The 16,854-nt window shown below is 59.9% G+C and carries 15 protein-coding genes and 1 tRNA gene; 2 read left to right on the top strand and 14 right to left on the bottom strand.

What is annotated here, in order from left to right:
* Positions 1–4 precede the first annotated feature (4 nt).
* From ACE3PP_RS14330 to ACE3PP_RS14300, 7 genes are all read right to left on the bottom strand, one after another.
* Positions 5–1,078, bottom strand: a complete 1,074-nt coding sequence (locus ACE3PP_RS14330) for a DUF1513 domain-containing protein (RefSeq protein WP_374383437.1) — start codon at positions 1,076–1,078, stop codon at positions 5–7.
* On the bottom strand, positions 1,068–2,195 hold the full coding sequence (locus ACE3PP_RS14325) for an imelysin family protein (protein WP_374383436.1): 1,128 nt from the start codon (positions 2,193–2,195) through the stop codon (positions 1,068–1,070). Before ACE3PP_RS14325 ends, ACE3PP_RS14330 begins: the two co-directional genes overlap by 11 nt.
* Positions 2,196–2,204: 9 nt before the next feature.
* The gene (locus ACE3PP_RS14320; protein ID WP_374383435.1) at positions 2,205–3,569 is read right to left on the bottom strand and encodes a di-heme oxidoredictase family protein; all 1,365 of its coding nucleotides are present in this window, start codon (positions 3,567–3,569) and stop codon (positions 2,205–2,207) included.
* Positions 3,559–5,046, bottom strand: a complete 1,488-nt coding sequence (locus ACE3PP_RS14315; RefSeq protein ID WP_374383434.1) for a multicopper oxidase family protein — start codon at positions 5,044–5,046, stop codon at positions 3,559–3,561. The genes ACE3PP_RS14320 and ACE3PP_RS14315 overlap by 11 nt, the downstream gene beginning before the upstream one ends.
* Before the next feature lie 60 nt (positions 5,047–5,106).
* Positions 5,107–6,390: an imelysin family protein gene (locus ACE3PP_RS14310; protein WP_374383433.1), complete on the bottom strand. Its 1,284-nt coding sequence runs from the start codon at positions 6,388–6,390 to the stop codon at positions 5,107–5,109.
* Positions 6,391–6,513: 123 nt separating this feature from the next.
* The gene (locus tag ACE3PP_RS14305; RefSeq protein ID WP_374383432.1) at positions 6,514–7,017 is read right to left on the bottom strand and encodes a hypothetical protein; all 504 of its coding nucleotides are present in this window, start codon (positions 7,015–7,017) and stop codon (positions 6,514–6,516) included.
* A 105-nt stretch (positions 7,018–7,122) separates the two neighbouring features.
* On the bottom strand, positions 7,123–8,055 hold the full coding sequence (locus ACE3PP_RS14300; protein ID WP_374383430.1) for a 2-hydroxyacid dehydrogenase: 933 nt from the start codon (positions 8,053–8,055) through the stop codon (positions 7,123–7,125).
* Between the two features lie 89 nt (positions 8,056–8,144).
* Here ACE3PP_RS14300 and ACE3PP_RS14295 point away from each other — a divergent pair, with 89 nt between their 5' ends.
* Positions 8,145–9,530, top strand: coding sequence for an aspartate aminotransferase family protein (locus tag ACE3PP_RS14295; RefSeq protein ID WP_374383428.1), 1,386 nt, complete (start codon positions 8,145–8,147; stop codon positions 9,528–9,530).
* Positions 9,531–9,752: 222 nt separating this feature from the next.
* Positions 9,753–10,292 carry an N-acetyltransferase family protein gene (locus ACE3PP_RS14290; RefSeq protein WP_374383426.1) on the top strand — a complete coding sequence of 180 codons (540 nt, stop codon included), beginning with the start codon at positions 9,753–9,755 and terminating at the stop codon, positions 10,290–10,292.
* A 43-nt stretch (positions 10,293–10,335) separates the two neighbouring features.
* On the opposite strand, the gene ACE3PP_RS14285 is transcribed toward ACE3PP_RS14290, so the two are convergent.
* From ACE3PP_RS14285 to ACE3PP_RS14255, 7 genes are all read right to left on the bottom strand, one after another.
* Positions 10,336–10,411: transfer RNA gene (locus tag ACE3PP_RS14285), tRNA-Val, on the bottom strand.
* Between the two features lie 46 nt (positions 10,412–10,457).
* Positions 10,458–10,730 carry an HU family DNA-binding protein gene (locus tag ACE3PP_RS14280; RefSeq protein ID WP_374383424.1) on the bottom strand — a complete coding sequence of 91 codons (273 nt, stop codon included), beginning with the start codon at positions 10,728–10,730 and terminating at the stop codon, positions 10,458–10,460.
* A gap of 159 nt (positions 10,731–10,889) precedes the next feature.
* Complete coding sequence (gene lon, locus ACE3PP_RS14275) at positions 10,890–13,301, bottom strand: endopeptidase La (RefSeq protein WP_374383422.1); 2,412 nt, start codon at positions 13,299–13,301, stop codon at positions 10,890–10,892.
* A 333-nt stretch (positions 13,302–13,634) separates the two neighbouring features.
* Positions 13,635–14,108 (bottom strand): type II toxin-antitoxin system RatA family toxin, encoded by a 474-nt coding sequence (locus tag ACE3PP_RS14270; protein ID WP_374383420.1) that lies wholly within the window; start codon positions 14,106–14,108, stop codon positions 13,635–13,637.
* A gap of 12 nt (positions 14,109–14,120) precedes the next feature.
* Positions 14,121–15,065 (bottom strand): lipoyl synthase, encoded by a 945-nt coding sequence (gene lipA, locus ACE3PP_RS14265; RefSeq protein ID WP_374383418.1) that lies wholly within the window; start codon positions 15,063–15,065, stop codon positions 14,121–14,123.
* A gap of 19 nt (positions 15,066–15,084) precedes the next feature.
* Positions 15,085–16,485: a dihydrolipoyl dehydrogenase gene (lpdA, locus tag ACE3PP_RS14260; RefSeq protein WP_374383416.1), complete on the bottom strand. Its 1,401-nt coding sequence runs from the start codon at positions 16,483–16,485 to the stop codon at positions 15,085–15,087.
* 13 nt (positions 16,486–16,498) lie between these two features.
* On the bottom strand, positions 16,499–16,852 hold the full coding sequence (locus tag ACE3PP_RS14255) for a hypothetical protein (protein ID WP_374383414.1): 354 nt from the start codon (positions 16,850–16,852) through the stop codon (positions 16,499–16,501).
* Positions 16,853–16,854: the final 2 nt, after the last annotated feature.

Raw genomic sequence — 16,854 nt, 5'->3', positions numbered from 1 at the left:
CGACCTAGCGGGCCAGGGAAAGGTGATTGTCCCACTGCAGCGGATCGGTGCGCAATGCGTGCGCAGCGGCAAACACGCCCACTGTGACATCGACTGATACAGCCAAGCGTGCACCGTGGCCGGAGGTCAGCAAGAACTCACCCGCAGCAGCACCGCCGGCGACGCCGCATGTATCGGGAAGGTCGATACTGTCCACATAGCGCAGATCCCGTGTCGACCAGAACGCCGCCACACCGCCGCGCGGCGAAGTTGCGCAAATGAAGGCACCACTGGGATCGACCGCAACGCTGCCGATATAGCCGGCCATCCGACGATGCACATCCCGCGGCAGGTCTAAATGCGTCACGGTCCCTTGACTGTCGGCGACGAGTACCAAGGATCGAAGGTCCGTGGCGGGGTCCTGATCCTGGACGCCACACACGATGCGATCACCATCCAGTACCGCGATATGCCGCAACGACAATGTTTCATCGTCTTCACCGAGGACGATCTTGCGGACGAGCGCGCCGGTCGCGGCATCAATCCAGACCAGGCATGAATCGATCGGATCAGTGGCATTGCGGTCAAGAATGCCGCCATTTCCAACAACGATCCTGTCACGGGCCGGAGACCAAAGGAGCTCATGCGGCTCGATGCCGTGGCTATTGAAGACCGAGACAATGGTGCCATTGGCAAGATCGTAGCCGACGATCCGCCCCGATTGCTCTCGCCCTTCGCTCTGAGTTGTGAAAAGGCGACTGCCATCGGCGGAGAAGATGGCATGTCCGTCAAACGAACAATTGGCGAGCGGCACAAGATCGAACTTCAATTCACCGGTCACCAGATCGACCATCAGGGCAATCGGGCCGGGCTTTCGCCCTATGATGGCGCAACGCCGTGTCGCCGTATGCGCGATGACATCATGTGCGCGGAAGTCGATATCGCGACGCCACAACAGGCGCCCACCAGAATCAAATGCCATCGCTGCAAAGCGATGCGTGCCACCGGCATTGTCGCCACAAGCTGCCAGATGCGCCGGCAAAGAGCCGGCCATGTCGAGTGATTGCGCGCGGCGCTGCAGAATTCGATCAAGAGCCATCGCCGTCCAGCTCATTGAAGCCGAGCGTCACACCAATGGCCGGCGGCACTTGCTGGCGCAGCAAATCACGCAAATGATTGACCTTCACCAGCAGCGCCGTAACAGGTTTTCGTAGATCCTGATGGGCTACGGCCTCGGCCAGGTCAGGTCCGGCAGCCCGTGCCGCATCGATGGAATCGTCGAACGCCTTGGCAAGCTGTTCCTTGAGTGCCGCCTTATCGGCTGGCAACAGATTGGCAAAGCCACCATCCGCCAGAACAGATGTCTTGGCCGTTTCGAGATTAAGCGCGATGTTGCGCAGTGATCGACCCGAGCGCCATTGCTCGGCCGCCTTGGGCTTGGCATTCGCAGCGTCGGCACCACCCAATGGCACACCGATTTTCTGTTCAGCAACAATCTGCGTGATGGTCAGCAGGTTCGTGTAGGCCTGCGCGGTACCCTCGGCTGGATTGGCCGCAAAAATGTTGGCGGCCGTGGCGGGGTCGTTCAAATTCTTCGCCCAGATACCTTGTGCCTCAACGGCAATCGCATGCAAATTGGCAGCAATTGAAGACACGATGGCGCGGCGACGTTCTGATTTCTCCCCGGCCAACAGGTCCTTTACCTCATGGCCGTAGAGGATGCGCTCGAGAACCGGCAATCCTTGGACGGCAACACTGGCACCCGCCAACTCCTTAGGTGCGAGGCCTTCTTGCCCGTGCCCGCCGAGCAAGGCATTGATCTGCTTCTCGACGATATTGCGACGTTCGGGCCAATAGGCGAAGCGTTCCGCCCGCTGCTCCTGAGCCAAGGCACCGATGCGGAATTGCTGGACCGAAGCCCAGGCGTCCGCAACGTCGTTGAAGCCCGCCTTGAGCGGTTCGATGCCTGCTGCATCGGCCTTGGCCGCAAAGGATGACGCCGTTTTGGCAAAGCTTGCCGTGGCTGAAACCAGTCGATCGAACGCCGGGAGTACGATCTTGTGCCCGAAAGCGGCATTGAAGGTGGCAAAGTCAGGACCAGCCGCATGCGCCGGTCTGGCCATAGCCGGCACCATGCCGGCCGCAATCATGGCAGCGAGCGCTTCCCGACGGTTGACGGTGATAAGCGGATTGTTCCGTTTTGATGGCTTGCTCATCAGATACCTTCAGAGGCTGGAAAGATAGGATATCAGGTCACGCCGTTCGTCCGCAGACAAGGCCGCGACGTGGTCGCGTGCGGCCAGGGCTTCACCGCCATGCCACAGGATCGCCTCCAGCAAATTGCGCGCGCGGCCATCATGCAGGAAAGCCCCCTGCCCTTCATGATCGAGTGCCCAACGCAATCCCCAAAGCGGTGCGGTGCGCCATTCGCGCCCACCTGCAGCCCCTTCGGGCAGGTCTTCCGCCAGCCCGTCCCCCATATCGTGCAGAAGCAGGTCTGTAAAAGGTGCAATGTGGCGCATCTTCCCACTCGCTTTCGGCCATTCGACGTCGTAGCCCGGCCGATGACAGCCAAGACAACCGGCCGCCCCAAAAATATCGCGACCTCGATCTATTGCTGCCCGATCAACATGCTGCTTCGGTCCCGGTGGCAGGACAGCCTCGGCGACGAAGCGATCGAGAACTTTGACCAGTGTCGACGTCACTTCCAGGTTTTCGAATTGGGGCGACGCACCGCTTGGGGCAGAGAGGCAAAGCTTCTGCAAGGGGGTGCATTCGCCATAGGCACTGGGGAACAACGGTGTCGACAATCCCATATCTGCCATGAAGGCGTGGGAATTCTGTGCTTCTAGGCTCGGCTGGACGGCCTTCCAACCGAATCTGCCGAGCGTTTTCCGGTCGCTATCCAGCCAAGCCGGTCTGCCGGAAATGCCGTCTCCATCCTGATCATCCGGATCGGCAGCCGAAACAATCTCCTCGGTCGGAATGGCGTCAAGCGGACCCATGCCATGCAGGACCGGCGCCAAGCGCAATCCAGTAACGCTATCGCGGGCGAGCGGCCCCTCGGCAAGGTTCTTCAACGTCGTGACCGGACGCCGCAGCAGAATGATTGTGCCGTCGCCAAGCTTGGTCTCGGCCGTCGCCCAATCCAGCGCGAACGCACCCTCCGGCGGGACACCGCGTGCAGCTTCGGTCTGCAACTGATGACCGTAAAGTGGATCGGCGGCGCCATCTGCCTTGGCACCGAGGCGCAGCAGGAGCGAGGGGCTCGGCGATCCATCTTTGTTGAAAAGCATGCCTTTGCCGCCGCCCGGATGGCAGGCTGCGCATGAGCGGGCGTTGAACAGGGGGCCAAGGCCGTCGGCCGCCTCTGTCGACGATGGTGCAGAAACCCAGATCCGTTCGAAGATGGATTGGCCGATAACATTCTCCATGCGTGCCAGGGAGTCGGACTCGCCCAACGCCGGATCTCGGATCACCTTGACCACATGCTTGGGTTTGTCCGTCTCTTCGGACCAGCCAGGCAATGTCGCCCCCATCACGCAGACCAATGCTGTGAAAACGTAAAGCAGTGTCCGACTAGACGACACGGAAAATTCCCATCATGCCGGTGTCCTGGTGTTCAATAATGTGACAGTGAATCATCCAGTCGCCCGGATTGTCCGCCACGAACGCGATCTTCACACGTTCTTTGGGCGCCACGATCGTCGTATCGGCAAAATGCGGAATAATGTCGCCTTTGTTTGAAGAGAGTACCTTGAAGGTATGACCGTGCAAATGGATGGGATGAATGTGCGGCGTCTGGTTGATGAGTTCCATCACATAAGTGCGCCCGCGTTGGAACGTAAAGAGCGGCGGCGGCAGAACTTCATGGGACTGGCTGGGCCAAGGCTGACCGTTGAGCGCCCAGAAGGTCTTCGGCGCCAAGCATAGAGCGTCGGCATAGCGCAGGACCGACCCGTCGGGAAGAACAAGATCGGGCGGCAAGTCGGCAGGCGCCGAACTGGCGCTGAGGCGCAGTTGAACAGTTTCCGCACCTTCGAGGTCAGGCTCGGGAATGGATGATGGCAGAAGTTCCGCCGGCATGAAGTCGGGACGGTTGAGCGGCTCACCACTTGCCTCGATCTCGGCCATCACAATAGGTTGCGGCGCGTAATAGTTCACCAGTTGCAAGCGGTCGCCGGGCTTCATCGGCGCGCGCAAGGTGAGGTCGGCACGCATCGCCGGACCCATGCGCCAGGATTTCAGTTTTTGCGGCGACAGCGGATTCCCATCGGTCGCGATGACCCATGCATCAGTGCCGATCACGCCGAGATCGACGACGCGCGACATATCGAGATTGAGAAACCGCACGCGTATGTCGCCATTGGCCGGAACTTTGAAGACCGGCCGGACTTCATCGTTGATGGTCCGGAAATCACCGAATGTGCCGGCCTTGCTGGCCCCGGCATCGGTCAGCATCGGCGTGTACCGGCCATTCTTGTCCACCCGCCAGTCGCGGTAGGCACATACCAGATCGGCGTCGTGGGGCCTTGCCTCGTCACCTTCGACAATGAGGACGCCGGCCAAGCCATGACCGAGCTGTTCGATCGTGTTGCAATGTGGGTGAAAAAAGAACGTACCGGTATCCGGCGGCTGAAACCGATAGGTGAATTCTTCGCCAGGCTGAACCGGCGGCTGTGTGAGATAGGGCACCCCGTCCATCGCATTGGGGACGCGGATGCCATGCCAATGGATTGTCGTATGCTCCTTGAGGCGGTTGGCGAGGGTTGCCTCGAGCCACTCCCCTTTCCTGACGCGCAGCAAAGACGGCCCATCCGTATAGGAGAGCGTTGGTGTCACCGGCGCCGGCGCGGGAACGAGCTGCCGCGTTCGCAATTTGGCAACCAGTTCCTCTCGGTGCACCTGAGCATCCGCCGGCATCGCCGGGGCTTGCGGGTATGATTGCGTGCGCCCGTCGCCCAGGGCGCGCCATGCCGCCAAGGCCGTACCTGCAAGAACAACGCCGCCGAGCGAGGTAATCGCTCGGCGGCGAGATATCGACATGAACAGAGGCTGTTTTGCCATCGCGCCAATCCGTGCGCGACCGTCCCACTGAAGGGAAAGTAAGGGACGATCGATACCCTATTACTGGCCCACGGCTGAGGGATTGTCGAGACTGTCGGACCCTTCGACCGAGATCTTGAGACCAAGTGCCGCAACCGCCGCTTCGACAGCATGCGCCTGGGCGACCAGGGTGGTCACGACATTGTCGATGATCTTGTTGCCCTCGGCATTATCGGCCCCGATCATCTGGTCGTAGGCTTCCTTGCCGCTGTCCGCCCGGTCCTTCATGGCCTGCATCGCCTTGGTGGCATCCGCCATCGCGCCGAGGACGCGGTCGTTCACCTTGGAATCCTTGGCGGCGACCAGATCCTTCACGCTGGGTCCGTTGACGACGCTGCCGTCCTCCCGCGTGTAGGTGGCATTGTAGATGTCGACCATGCCGGCCTGATCGTAATAGTGCGAGTTATGGGTATTGTCGCTGAAGCAATCATGCTCCTCTTCCGGATCATGCAGCATGAGCCCCAACTTGGTGCGCTCACCTGCAAGCTCGCCATATGAGAGGCTGCCGAGGCCGGTCAGAATGCCGGCGATGCCTTCCTTCGGATCGCCAGCGAGCAGCCGCTTGCGCGCTGCGCCATCAGCGGTCCAGATCGATTCCATCTGCTTCAAATCATCGATCAGAAGATCGGCAGCTGCCTTGAGGTAGGCGGCGCGACGGTCACAATTACCGTTGCTGCAATTCTTGGTGTCGTAATCCGTGGCCGGGCGATTGCCGGCGCCGGGACCGGTGCCATTGAGATCTTGCCCCCAGAGCAGAAACTCGATCGCGTGATAGCCGATCGCGACATTGGCCTCGTTTTCGCCAACCTCCTGCAGCGACTGCAGCAACTTCTTGTCGATGGTCGTGGCATCGACCTTGTCGGCACCGATCTGCAGTTCCTTATGGGCAATGACATTCAGCGTATAGAAGGGATTGCTGTCAGAGGCGTCGCCATAGGACGAGGCGTCGACATAGTCGATGAGACCTTCATCAAGCGGCCAGGCATTCACAAGACCTTCGAGATCGTCGACCTCCGGATTGCCGAAGCGGAAGCCCTCGGTCCGCATATAGGCCGGTCGCGATGCAATCCAGGCCTCCCGCGCCGTCTTCAAATTGGCATCCGTCGGTTCGGCGATGAGCTTGTCCACAGCCTGCTGCAGCTTGCCTGCCGATTGGATGGCATCGCCATACATGGCCGCGGCGATGTCGGCGTAAGTCGTGAGGACTGCCTTCTCGTCCGGTCCCGCCGCGACGGCGCTTTGCGCCAACAAGAGACCCATCGTGCCCAGTGCCGTGTTGGCCAGCAATTTCAAAGCCTTGCTCATCTGCCCCTCTATTGAATGCGAATGGAAATGCGATGCATGCGCAAGTTCTTAGCCCAAGCGACCGCTATTTGCAACTCATTCGCATTTACAGAAACTTAGGTGTGTCGCCGGCGCCGATGGACCTCAGGCGGCCTTGGCTTCCTTGGCCTGCAGGCTGGTCATCCGTTCGATCTCGCCCCAGGAGGTGCGCACGGTGCTGTCCGCCTCAGCACTGCTCTCCTTGCGCATGTACTCGCGCAATCCCCGGTGGAAGGCACGGATGTGACGATCCACCTCCAGCTTATGCCGGCGCAGGAAGTCACGACGGAACAAGATCCGCTTGATCAGATCGAGCGACATTTCCTCGTCAGCCACCGAACTGACAATGGCAAAGGCGGCACTGACCAAGGCAAAGCGTTGTGCCGTTTCATTCTGCATTTCATAGAGCGCATCGAGATTGAACGCCTCCTGCTTGCGCTCCTTCTCGGAGATGAGCTCGGTCTCGGCCCCACCCGATACATGATGCAGGCGTTCGTTGTACTCGAACTCCAAGGCCATGACGGCCTGTTCGGCGCGCTTGACCTCCTCGTAAGCGAGGTCGAGCTCAGCCTTGGCTTCCTCAATCAGATGGTGTCGCCTGATGGCCAAAGAGAATCGCTCCCATCTCCGCCCGAAACGGGGCGGCATCGATGGCAGCATGCAACAAGCCTGTTAAGTTGCGGTTAAATGCTGGGCCGACCCATTGGGACAGGATCAATATCCTTTTTGCACGTCGACCTGGTTCAAAAGGGGACGTCCGGTCATGGCCCGGCGGTAGTTTTCAAGAATATCGTCCGCACCTGTCCCAGCACGGGTAATGGCGGCGACGTGGGGCGTGATCGTCACCTTGGGATGGCGCCAGAACGGATGCTCTGACGGCAATGGTTCTTCGCGAAAAACATCGAGGATGGCGCGACGAATGCGCCCGCTCTCCAACGCCGCCAGGAGATCGGCCTCGTTGAGCTGAGCGCCCCGGCCGACATTGATGAGCACAGAACCATCGGGCAGATGATCGAACAGGCTTCTGCCGAGGATGTTCTCAGTCTCGGCGGTCAAGGGCAGGATGCAGATCAGGATGTCGAGACCATTGAGGAAAGCCGGCAATGATTCGGCACCGGCAAAGAGGGTCACACCACGAGGCGCCTCCTTTGCGGAGCGGCTCCAGCCGCGCAACGAGAAGCCGAGGCCGGAGAGCTTTTCGGCAATGTCGGTTCCCAGCGTTCCGAGCCCCAGGATGCCGACCCGGCAATCGCCGGCTAGGCGCGGCATCGTCTCCAACCAGCGCCCATCCCGCTGTGCTGCTCGCAGATCCGGCCCGCGGCGCCATTCATCGAGGACCTGATAGACGACGAATTCGGTCATGCTGCCGGTAAGGCCACGATCAACCATGCGCGCGATCGGCACGCCGGACGGGAGACCAGGCGATCGCAGCAGGTGGTTGACCCCGGCCCAGGTCGACTGGATCGCCCTTAGCTTCGGGAATATCGACAGATCGCCGGGCGACCTGCCGCCGACGACAACGAAATCGATCGTCGCGGGATCACCCCAGTCCGGCCAGAAGCGAATCTCCAGCGACGGGTCGAGTGCGCGGAGCGAATCCGTCCATTGCGCCGCCTCTTCAGCCTCTGCCGCATAGAGAATGGTCATTCTGTCCCCAATCCACCCAATTACTGCGCTTGACGAAGGTCCTGCCAACTTGGCATGACCGGATGCATAGCAGCCAAAGGGAACCGCGAATGTCAACCACCGCCGAGAAGACCAAGGGAAGCTCACGCGACAAGGTTATGGATTGGGAGCCCGGCCAATTGCCGAAGGTCGATTACGGCGAGGGCTGCTACATTGTCGACACCAATGGGAAGCGCTATCTGGACGGGTCGGCTGGACCAGCTGTCTACGCCCTCGGCCACGCCAACAAGGAAGTGAACGAGGCGATCAAGGCGCAGCTCGACCGTATTGCCCACGGCTACCGATATACCTTCACCAGTGATCCCCTTGAGGAATTGACGGCGATCGTGGCGGAGCGGTGCGGCGGTGGCCTCCGCAACATGACCTTCAACACCAGCGGATCGGAAGCAATCGAATCCGCGCTCAAGATCGCCCTGCAGTACCAGACCGCGATCGGACAGCAGAGCCGCCGCCTCTTCATCAGCCGCGAGCGTTCCTGGCACGGCAACACGATGGGTGCTACGTCGATCTCCGGCTTTGCGGCACGCCGCGCGGCCTTTGAAGGCGCACTGATGCCCTCGAACCTGCTCTCGCCCGCCAACGTCTATCGCCCGCCGGCCGGGTATCTGGCGCAAAGCGGTGGCAAGATCGACCCCGTTGAGGTCGGGCGCTATTGCGCGCAGGAGCTTGAGGACAAGATCCTGGAACTGGGCGCGGAACGTGTGGCCGCCTTTGTCTTCGAACCGGTGGTAGGTGCCGCCGGTGGCTGCGTTCCGGCACCTCCGGGTTATGCCAAGCTGGTGCGCGCGATCTGCGATAAATACGGCGTCCTCATGATCGCCGATGAAGTCATGTGCGGATCTGGCCGTACCGGCACCTGGCGGGCACTGGCCCATGATGGCGTTGAACCGGACATCATGACGGTCGCCAAGGGATTGGCGGCGGGTTATGTGCCGCTGGGCGGCACCATCTACCATGACCGGCTGAAGGGACCGATGTTCGCCAAGGATGGCGGGCTTCTCACCGGCCACACCTTCACCGGTCATACGCTGGCCTGCGCCGCCGGCGTCGCCGTTCAGCGCATCATCACCCGCGAGCGCCTCGTCGAGAAGGTGCACGACGACGGAATCTATTTCGAGCAGTTGCTGCGCACGGCCTTTGCCGATCACCCGCATGTCGGCGATGTGCGGGGCCGGGGATTTTTCTGGGCCATCGAAATGGTGGCCGATCGTGCGAGCAAGCAGCCCTTCGACCCGGCCCTTGCCGTCTATCAGCGCCTGCGGGACCGCTGCTTCGCCAACGGCCTCATCTGCTATCCGGTCGGCGGCAATGTCGACGGCAAGGCAGGCGATATTGCGATCATGTCACCGCCCTATATCGCAACTCGGGCAGAGCTCGGGACCATTGTCGAGGTGATCAAGGAAAGCTTGGACCAGGTTCTCGAGGACATTCTTTGAGGGGCGAAGCCGGATTCCCCGAATTCCCGCACACTATGGTGAAAGCGAGGTCATCCTTTTTCAAGGAATTGCCTGCTATAGTTGCCTTGTAGCGGGGAACGGACAGTTCCGGAACCTGCTGACGTAATTCCACAGACCATCTCGACCCCCTTGTAGCGACTAGGCCGGCATATCCTTATGCCGGCCTTTCCTTTTCCGGCAAAAGCGCTCAGGCTGAAGGGGATGCAAGCCGAACAAACTCAGCCCCTCGCCAGCATCCGCCTCGCCCGCACCGAGGATGCGACCGGTATTGCGCAGATTCATGTCGAGAGTTGGCGCGATGCCTATGCGGGGCTGCTGCCGGACAAGCATCTCGCCCGATTGGATCCCCAAAGACATACTGTTGCCTGGACCCGCTCCCTATCCAGATCGGAGGATCGACGCCATACGCTCGTGGCGCTGGTCGAGGATGCCGTGGTCGGTTTTGCAACCTTCGGCCCGGCACGAGACGGCAGGCCAGGCGGTGAAGGCGAAATCTATATGCTCTATGTCGACACAGATTGGCGCGAACTCGGCATCGGTCGGCAGCTGGTGCAAGCGGCCTTCGTGGCATTGTGGGAGACCGGCAGCAAGCAGGCCAGCATCTGGTGCCTGGAAGACAATCACGCCGCCACAGGCTTCTACCGGCGGCTGGGCGGCGAGCGCATCCCTGCACCGCGCCAAGAAAGCGTCGGCGGTGCCTCTTTAAATGTCATTGGATATTCGTGGCCGCTCTTCCACTAATAGCAGACAGACGGCTGAGAGGATCTTCTCTTCTTAAAGAAGATGGTGGGCGATGACGGACTCGAACCGCCGACATTCTCGGTGTAAACGAGACGCTCTACCAACTGAGCTAATCGCCCGCCGACGGCAGACTCTCTAAGAGAGTCTGCTGCGACATTCGGAATCTTAATTCAGCGCGTCCTTGAGGCCCTTGCCGGCCTTGAACTTCGGCTGCTTGGACGCGGGAATCTGAATCTCCTCGCCCGTACGCGGGTTGCGGCCCACACTGGCCTCGCGCTTGGCGACGTGGAAGTTGCCGAAACCCACAAGACGAACTTCCTGCTCGGCCTTCAACGAACGCGTGATGGCATCGAATACGGAATCAACGGCCTTGGCGGCATCGGCCTTCGAGAGGCCGGTGTCTTGCGAGACTTCGGCGATGAGATCGTTCTTATTCACGGATAACCCCTTTTTCTTATCGGATCGCTGGAGCCCTGCTCGCCCATCCCCGCAAGAAGGCGCGCGGATATTAGAACCGGGTCGGTCCAAAAATCAATCGCGGTACCCAGGGTTTTTCACCTGAGCACCGCGATTTAATTGAGATAAATCCGCGTCAGATCAATGGGTCACAATGCCGCCGACATCGTCCTCGCCGTCGCTCTTGACGGGCCGGTCGACATCAGCCGGCTCAACCCATTCGATCGGCGTCAGCGGATTGACGAGCGCATGCTTCAGCACTTCGTCGACCGCCTGAACCGGAATGATGTTGAGACCCTTCTTCACATTCTCCGGAATATCGGCGAGATCCTTTTCATTCTCATGCGGGATCAGCGCCGTCTTGATGCCAGCTCTGAGAGCCGCCAGCAGCTTCTCCTTCAATCCGCCGATCGGCAGCACGCGACCGCGCAGCGTCACTTCGCCGGTCATCGCCACATCGCGGCGCACCGGGTTGCCGGTGAGAACCGAGACAATGGTAGTAACCATCGCGATGCCGGCCGACGGACCATCCTTCGGCGTCGCACCTTCCGGCACGTGCACGTGGATATCTTTGCGGTTGAAGATCGTCGGCTTAATACCGAACTCGGTCGCCCGCGACTTCACAAAAGATTCGGCAGCCTGCACCGATTCCTTCATCACATCGCCAAGCTTGCCGGTCGCGATCACGCGGCCCTTGCCAGGCACCGTCACCGCTTCAATCGTCAGAATCTCACCGCCAACTTCGGTCCAGGCAAGGCCGGTCGTCACACCGACCATGTCGGTGGATTCTGCTTCACCATAGCGGAACTTGCGCACCCCCGCATACTTGCCGAGATTGCGACGGCTGATCGAGACCTTCTTGAGATCTTTCATCAAGATCTCTTTGATCGACTTGCGTGCGAGATTGGCGATCTCGCGTTCCAGACTGCGGACGCCGGCCTCGCGCGTGTAATAACGCACCAGATCGCGGATGGCGTCTTCCGACAAAATCCACTCGCCCTTCTTCAGACCGTGATCCTTGACTTGCTTCGGCACCAAGTGGCGAATGGCGATCTCGACCTTCTCATCCTCGGTGTAACCGGGGATGCGGATGATCTCCATGCGATCCAAGAGCGGCTGCGCCATACGCAGGCTGTTGGCCGTGGTGATGAACATGACATCCGACAGGTCGTAATCGACCTCGAGATAGTGGTCGTTGAAGTTCACGTTCTGCTCGGGATCGAGTACCTCAAGCAATGCCGCCGACGGATCACCCCGATAGTCGGAGCCCATCTTATCGATCTCGTCCAAAAGGAAGAGCGGGTTCGAGGATTTCGCCTTCTTCATCGCCTGGATGATCTTGCCCGGCATCGAGCCGATATAGGTCCGGCGGTGACCGCGAATCTCGGCCTCATCACGCACGCCGCCAAGGCTGATGCGTGAGAAGGTACGGCCTGTCGCCCGCGCGATCGATTTGCCGAGCGAGGTCTTGCCGACGCCCGGAGGACCGACGAGGCACAGGATCGGCCCCTTGATCTTCTTCTGGCGTTGCTGAACGGCCAAATATTCGAGGATGCGCTCTTTGACCTTCTCGAGCCCGTAATGGTCTTCGTTGAGGACCTTCTCCGCGAGCTTGATGTCACGCTTCACCTTGGTCGGCTTGCTCCAAGGAATCGACAACAGCCAATCCAGATAGTTGCGCACAACCGTCGCTTCGGCCGACATCGGGCTCATGGTCCGAAGCTTCTTCACCTCGGCCATCGCCTTTTCAGCGGCTTCCTTGGTGAACTTGGTCTTCTTGATGCGATCTTCGAGTTCGGCCACCTCGTCGCGGCCCTCCTCGCCCTCGCCGAGTTCTTTCTGAATGGCCTTCATCTGCTCATTCAAATAGTACTCGCGCTGAGTCTTCTCCATCTGGCGCTTCACGCGGCTGCGGATGCGCTTCTCCACCTGGAGTACGCCGATCTCACCTTCCATGAAGGCGTAGACCTTCTCCAGCCGCTCTGCGACCGTCTCGCATTCCAGGATCTCCTGCTTTTCAGGGATCTTGAGCGCAAGATGCGAGGCAACCGTATCAGCAAGCTTCGCCGGGTCCTCGATCTGATTGATCGAGACCAGAACCTCGGGCGGGATCTTTTTGTTGAGCTTGATGTACTGCTCGAACTGGGAGACGACCGAGCGCGCCAGCGCCTCAATCTCTTTCCCTTCGGTATGCGGGTCCACGATCAACGCCGCCTCGGCCACGAAGAATGCGTCGTGATCGACGAACTTCGTAATGCGGGCACGCTGGCCGCCTTCGACCAGCACCTTCACGGTGCCGTCCGGCAGCTTCAGGAGTTGAAGTACAGTCCCTACCGTACCGACCTCATAGATGTCGCCAGCCCCGGGGTCATCCTGGGCAGCGTTCTTTTGAGTGGCTAGGAGGATCTGCTTGTCCTCCTTCATCACGTCCTCAAGGGCGCGAACCGATTTCTCGCGGCCGACGAAGAGCGGCACGATCATGTGGGGGAACACCACAATGTCGCGCAAAGGCAGGACCGGGTAATTTTGTGTTTTGGGCAAGCTGTCGGACATGATGATTCTTAGCGCCTTTTCTCGATAGCGGCAGACTATCCCTGGGACCTACGGCTCGCAACCTTGAGCCGTTAGCCTCGCTCATTCGGACCCACGATCTTTTGGCGCGTCGGGCTGATCCGAACTCTCGGGATGGTACCGTCAGTCCGTTAACAATTTGGTCAATCGTTAACGCGCATTCAAGGGGGCTGTTGCAGACCCCTGATTGTCGCCAACGAATAACCATAAGCAAGTATTGGGCCCAAATGACCCGGCGATCAGAAAGCATTGATCGAGCCGGCTCGGAAAAATATTTACATTCAATGGATAGAGCAAAATATCTACTAGCCGAGATTAATTGGATTCAGGCAAATTTGCTGGCGCCGGACTGCCATAGAGCTGGCGCGCCCGCGCCTCAAAGGCGGCGACCATGCGCTTTACTGCCTCGTGAAAGAGCACGCCGATCAATTTCTGCAGCATGACCGACTTGAACTCGAACTCCAGATAAAACGCGATTCGGCACTGATTGGGCCCAATATCGACGAAGGTCCAATGGTTCTTCAAATAGCGGAACGGCCCATCAACAAACTCGACGTCGATCCGCTTCTCTTCCCGCTTGAGCCACACCTTGCTCGTGAACTTCTCGCGCACCATTTTGAAGCCGATCATCAGATCGGCGAGGACCATGTCCGGACGCGCCTCGCGAATCCTGGCACCCGTGCACCAAGGCAGGAATTCGGGATATTTGCCCACATCCGCGACTAGGTCGAAGACCTCGTCTGCGCGGTAGGGAAAAATACGCTCTTCAGTATGGATACGCGCCGTCATGCGGGATCGATATCAGATTGCGGCGGCCAATTGTGCCTCGCGCGCGGCGCGGAGTTGCGCGAAATCCTCGCCCGCATGATGCGACGAACGCGTGAGCGGTGAGGACGCCATCAACAGGAATCCTTTCCCCAGCCCCATGCGCTTCATCTGCCCAAACTCTGTCGGGGTCACGAATCGATCGACATGATGATGCTTGCGTGTCGGTTGCAGGTACTGGCCGATAGTCATGAAATCGACCTCGGCGGCACGCAAATCGTCCATCACTTGGCCAACTTCGTCGAGCGTTTCTCCAAGGCCGACCATGATACCGGATTTAGTGAAGAGCGACGGGTTGATCTCCTTGGCGCGGTTAAGAAGGCGCAGCGAGTTGTAATAACGCGCACCCGGCCGGACATTGCGATAGAGCCGCGGCACGGTCTCGAGATTGTGATTGAAAACGTCGGGTGCTGCATTGGCGACGATCTCGATCGAGCCAGGCTTGCGCAGGAAATCCGGGGTCAGTACCTCGATCGTCGTCGTGGGTGTCAGCGCGCGGATACGCTGGATGGTTTCAGCGAAATGTGCGGCGCCGCCATCCTCGAGGTCATCGCGGTCGACCGAGGTGATGACGATGTGCTTCAAGCCCAGGGTCGCGCAGGCCTCGGCGACATGTCCCGGTTCATGCGGGTCGAGCTTGTCGGGACGCCCCGTCGCCACATTGCAGAAGGCGCAGGCCCGGGTGCAGACGGACCCCAAGATCATCACGGTCGCATGTTTCTGCGACCAGCATTCGCCGATATTCGGGCAAGCCGCCTCTTCGCACACCGTGTTGAGGCCAAGCTTGCGCATGAGCCCCCGGGTGTTGTTGTACTCCTCGCCACCCGGCGCTTTGACACGAATCCAGTCAGGCTTGCGCTGAACGGGCGTATCCGGCCGTTTGGCTTTCTCGGGGTGGCGAATCTCTGGCGTCGTGCTCAAGGGGCAATTCCTTCGTGACTCAGATATGGATCGCCCGGCCGTAGGCCGCAAGGACGCTTTCATGCATCATTTCCGACAGGGTCGGATGCGGGAAGACCGTGTGCATGAGTTCGGCTTCGGTCGTTTCCAACGTCCGGGCGACAGTGTAGCCCTGAATGAGCTCGGTCACCTCGGCGCCGATCATGTGGGCGCCCAGCAGTTCGCCGGTCTTGGCATCGAACACGGTCTTCACCAGGCCTTCCGGCTCGCCCAACGCGATAGCCTTGCCGTTGCCGATAAACGGGAAGCGTCCGATCTTCACCTCATGGCCCTTGTCCTTGGCCGCCTGCTCGGTGAGGCCGACCGAGGCCACCTGCGGCATGCAATAAGTGCAGCCCGGGATATTCTTCGTATCGAGCGGATGGACGCCTTTGACACCGGCGATCTTCTCGACGCAGATGACGCCTTCATGGCTGGCCTTGTGGGCAAGCCAGGGAGCACCGGTCAGATCGCCAATGGCGTAGACGCCGGGTTCGCCGGTCGCCCCGTAGCCATCGGTGATGATGTGGGTCTTCTCGACCTTCACTTTGGTGCCTTCGAGACCGAGATTCTCGACATTGCCGACGATGCCGACGGCGAGAATGACGCGGTCGAAGGTCTGGTCTTCGGTCTTACCACCCGCTTCGATGGTCGCCGTCACATTGTCGGCGCCCTTCTTGAAGGCCTTCACATTGGCGCCGGTGATGATCTTCATGCCCTGCTTCTCAAATGACTTCTGCGCGAACGCCGAAATCTCGGCATCCTCGACGGGGAGGATGCGCGGCATCACTTCGACCACCGTCACCTTGGCGCCGAGATTGTGATAGAAGCTGGCGAATTCGATTCCGATGGCGCCCGAGCCGACGACCAGCAGCGACTTCGGCATCACCGTCGGAACCATCGCTTCCTTATAGGTCCAGATCAGCTTGCCGTCTGGCTCAAGGCCTGGGAAGACACGCGCGCGCGCGCCAGTCGCGAGAATGACGTTCTTGGCCGTGAGGTCGGCAACCGGCTTGCCGTCCTTCTCGACCTTCACCTTGCCGGTGCCGTTCAGCTTTCCCAATCCGTCGAAGACCGTGACCTTGTTCTTCTTCAAGAGGTGCTTTACGCCGTTCGACAACTGGCTTGCGACCTTCCGCGAGCGATCGACGATCTTTGCGAGATCAAAGGTCACGTTGCTGGCCGAGAATCCGTAGGCATCGGCGTGTTTGAGGAGATGCCCGACCTCAGCCGAACGGAGCAAGGCCTTGGTCGGGATGCAGCCCCAATTGAGGCAGATGCCACCCAGATGCTCCCGTTCGACCACGGCCGTCTTGAGGCCGAGCTGGGCCGCTCGGATCGCCGCCACATAACCACCCGGGCCACCACCAATCACGACGAGATCGAACGATGTATCGGTCATTGCGAACTTCCCTCTATTGGGCCGGCAATTCGTTGATGCAGGCAAGCTCTGCTGCATCGGTCTGTTCTTCAGTGACGCCGCTGGGCCGGATCTTCCCGTCGACCGCATAGGCGTCGATGATGCGATTGACGGCGCAGGCGCAGACACTTTCTGCCTGCTGGGTTGTCAGCGCTGTGATCTGCTTGGCCGTTTTCAATACTTCCGGCAGCCGCACCTTGCATCCGAATGTCATCGCTTCGGCCTGCTTGGCCCGTGCTTCCGGGGTCGAAACATCAATCTCCCGCTGCATCGCCCAGACGAATACGATGGCGGTCAGGACAATCACCGCAACAATGGCGATCAAGAGATAGCGGGCGAAAATCTTCACCG

The sequence above is a fragment of the Dongia sp. genome, assembly GCF_041910485.1.
In the GTDB taxonomy this organism is placed as follows: domain Bacteria; phylum Pseudomonadota; class Alphaproteobacteria; order Dongiales; family Dongiaceae; genus Dongia.
Note: the sequence above shows the minus strand (reverse complement) of the source record. Positions and strands in the feature narration are given on the sequence as shown.

What these genes read in the sequence shown, in the direction of transcription:
- ACE3PP_RS14330 (WP_374383437.1), bottom strand. Translation starts at nt 1,078, where the DNA reads ATGGCTCTTGATCGAATTCTGCAGCGCCGCGCGCAATCACTCGACATG.
- ACE3PP_RS14325 (WP_374383436.1), bottom strand. Translation starts at nt 2,195, where the DNA reads ATGAGCAAGCCATCAAAACGGAACAATCCGCTTATCACCGTCAACCGT.
- ACE3PP_RS14315 (WP_374383434.1), bottom strand. Translation starts at nt 5,046, where the DNA reads ATGGCAAAACAGCCTCTGTTCATGTCGATATCTCGCCGCCGAGCGATT.
- ACE3PP_RS14310 (WP_374383433.1), bottom strand. Translation starts at nt 6,390, where the DNA reads ATGAGCAAGGCTTTGAAATTGCTGGCCAACACGGCACTGGGCACGATG.
- ACE3PP_RS14300 (WP_374383430.1), bottom strand. Translation starts at nt 8,055, where the DNA reads ATGACCATTCTCTATGCGGCAGAGGCTGAAGAGGCGGCGCAATGGACG.
- ACE3PP_RS14295 (WP_374383428.1), top strand. Translation starts at nt 8,145, where the DNA reads ATGTCAACCACCGCCGAGAAGACCAAGGGAAGCTCACGCGACAAGGTT.
- ACE3PP_RS14290 (WP_374383426.1), top strand. Translation starts at nt 9,753, where the DNA reads ATGCAAGCCGAACAAACTCAGCCCCTCGCCAGCATCCGCCTCGCCCGC.
- lon (WP_374383422.1), bottom strand. Translation starts at nt 13,301, where the DNA reads ATGTCCGACAGCTTGCCCAAAACACAAAATTACCCGGTCCTGCCTTTG.
- ACE3PP_RS14270 (WP_374383420.1), bottom strand. Translation starts at nt 14,108, where the DNA reads ATGACGGCGCGTATCCATACTGAAGAGCGTATTTTTCCCTACCGCGCA.
- lpdA (WP_374383416.1), bottom strand. Translation starts at nt 16,485, where the DNA reads ATGACCGATACATCGTTCGATCTCGTCGTGATTGGTGGTGGCCCGGGT.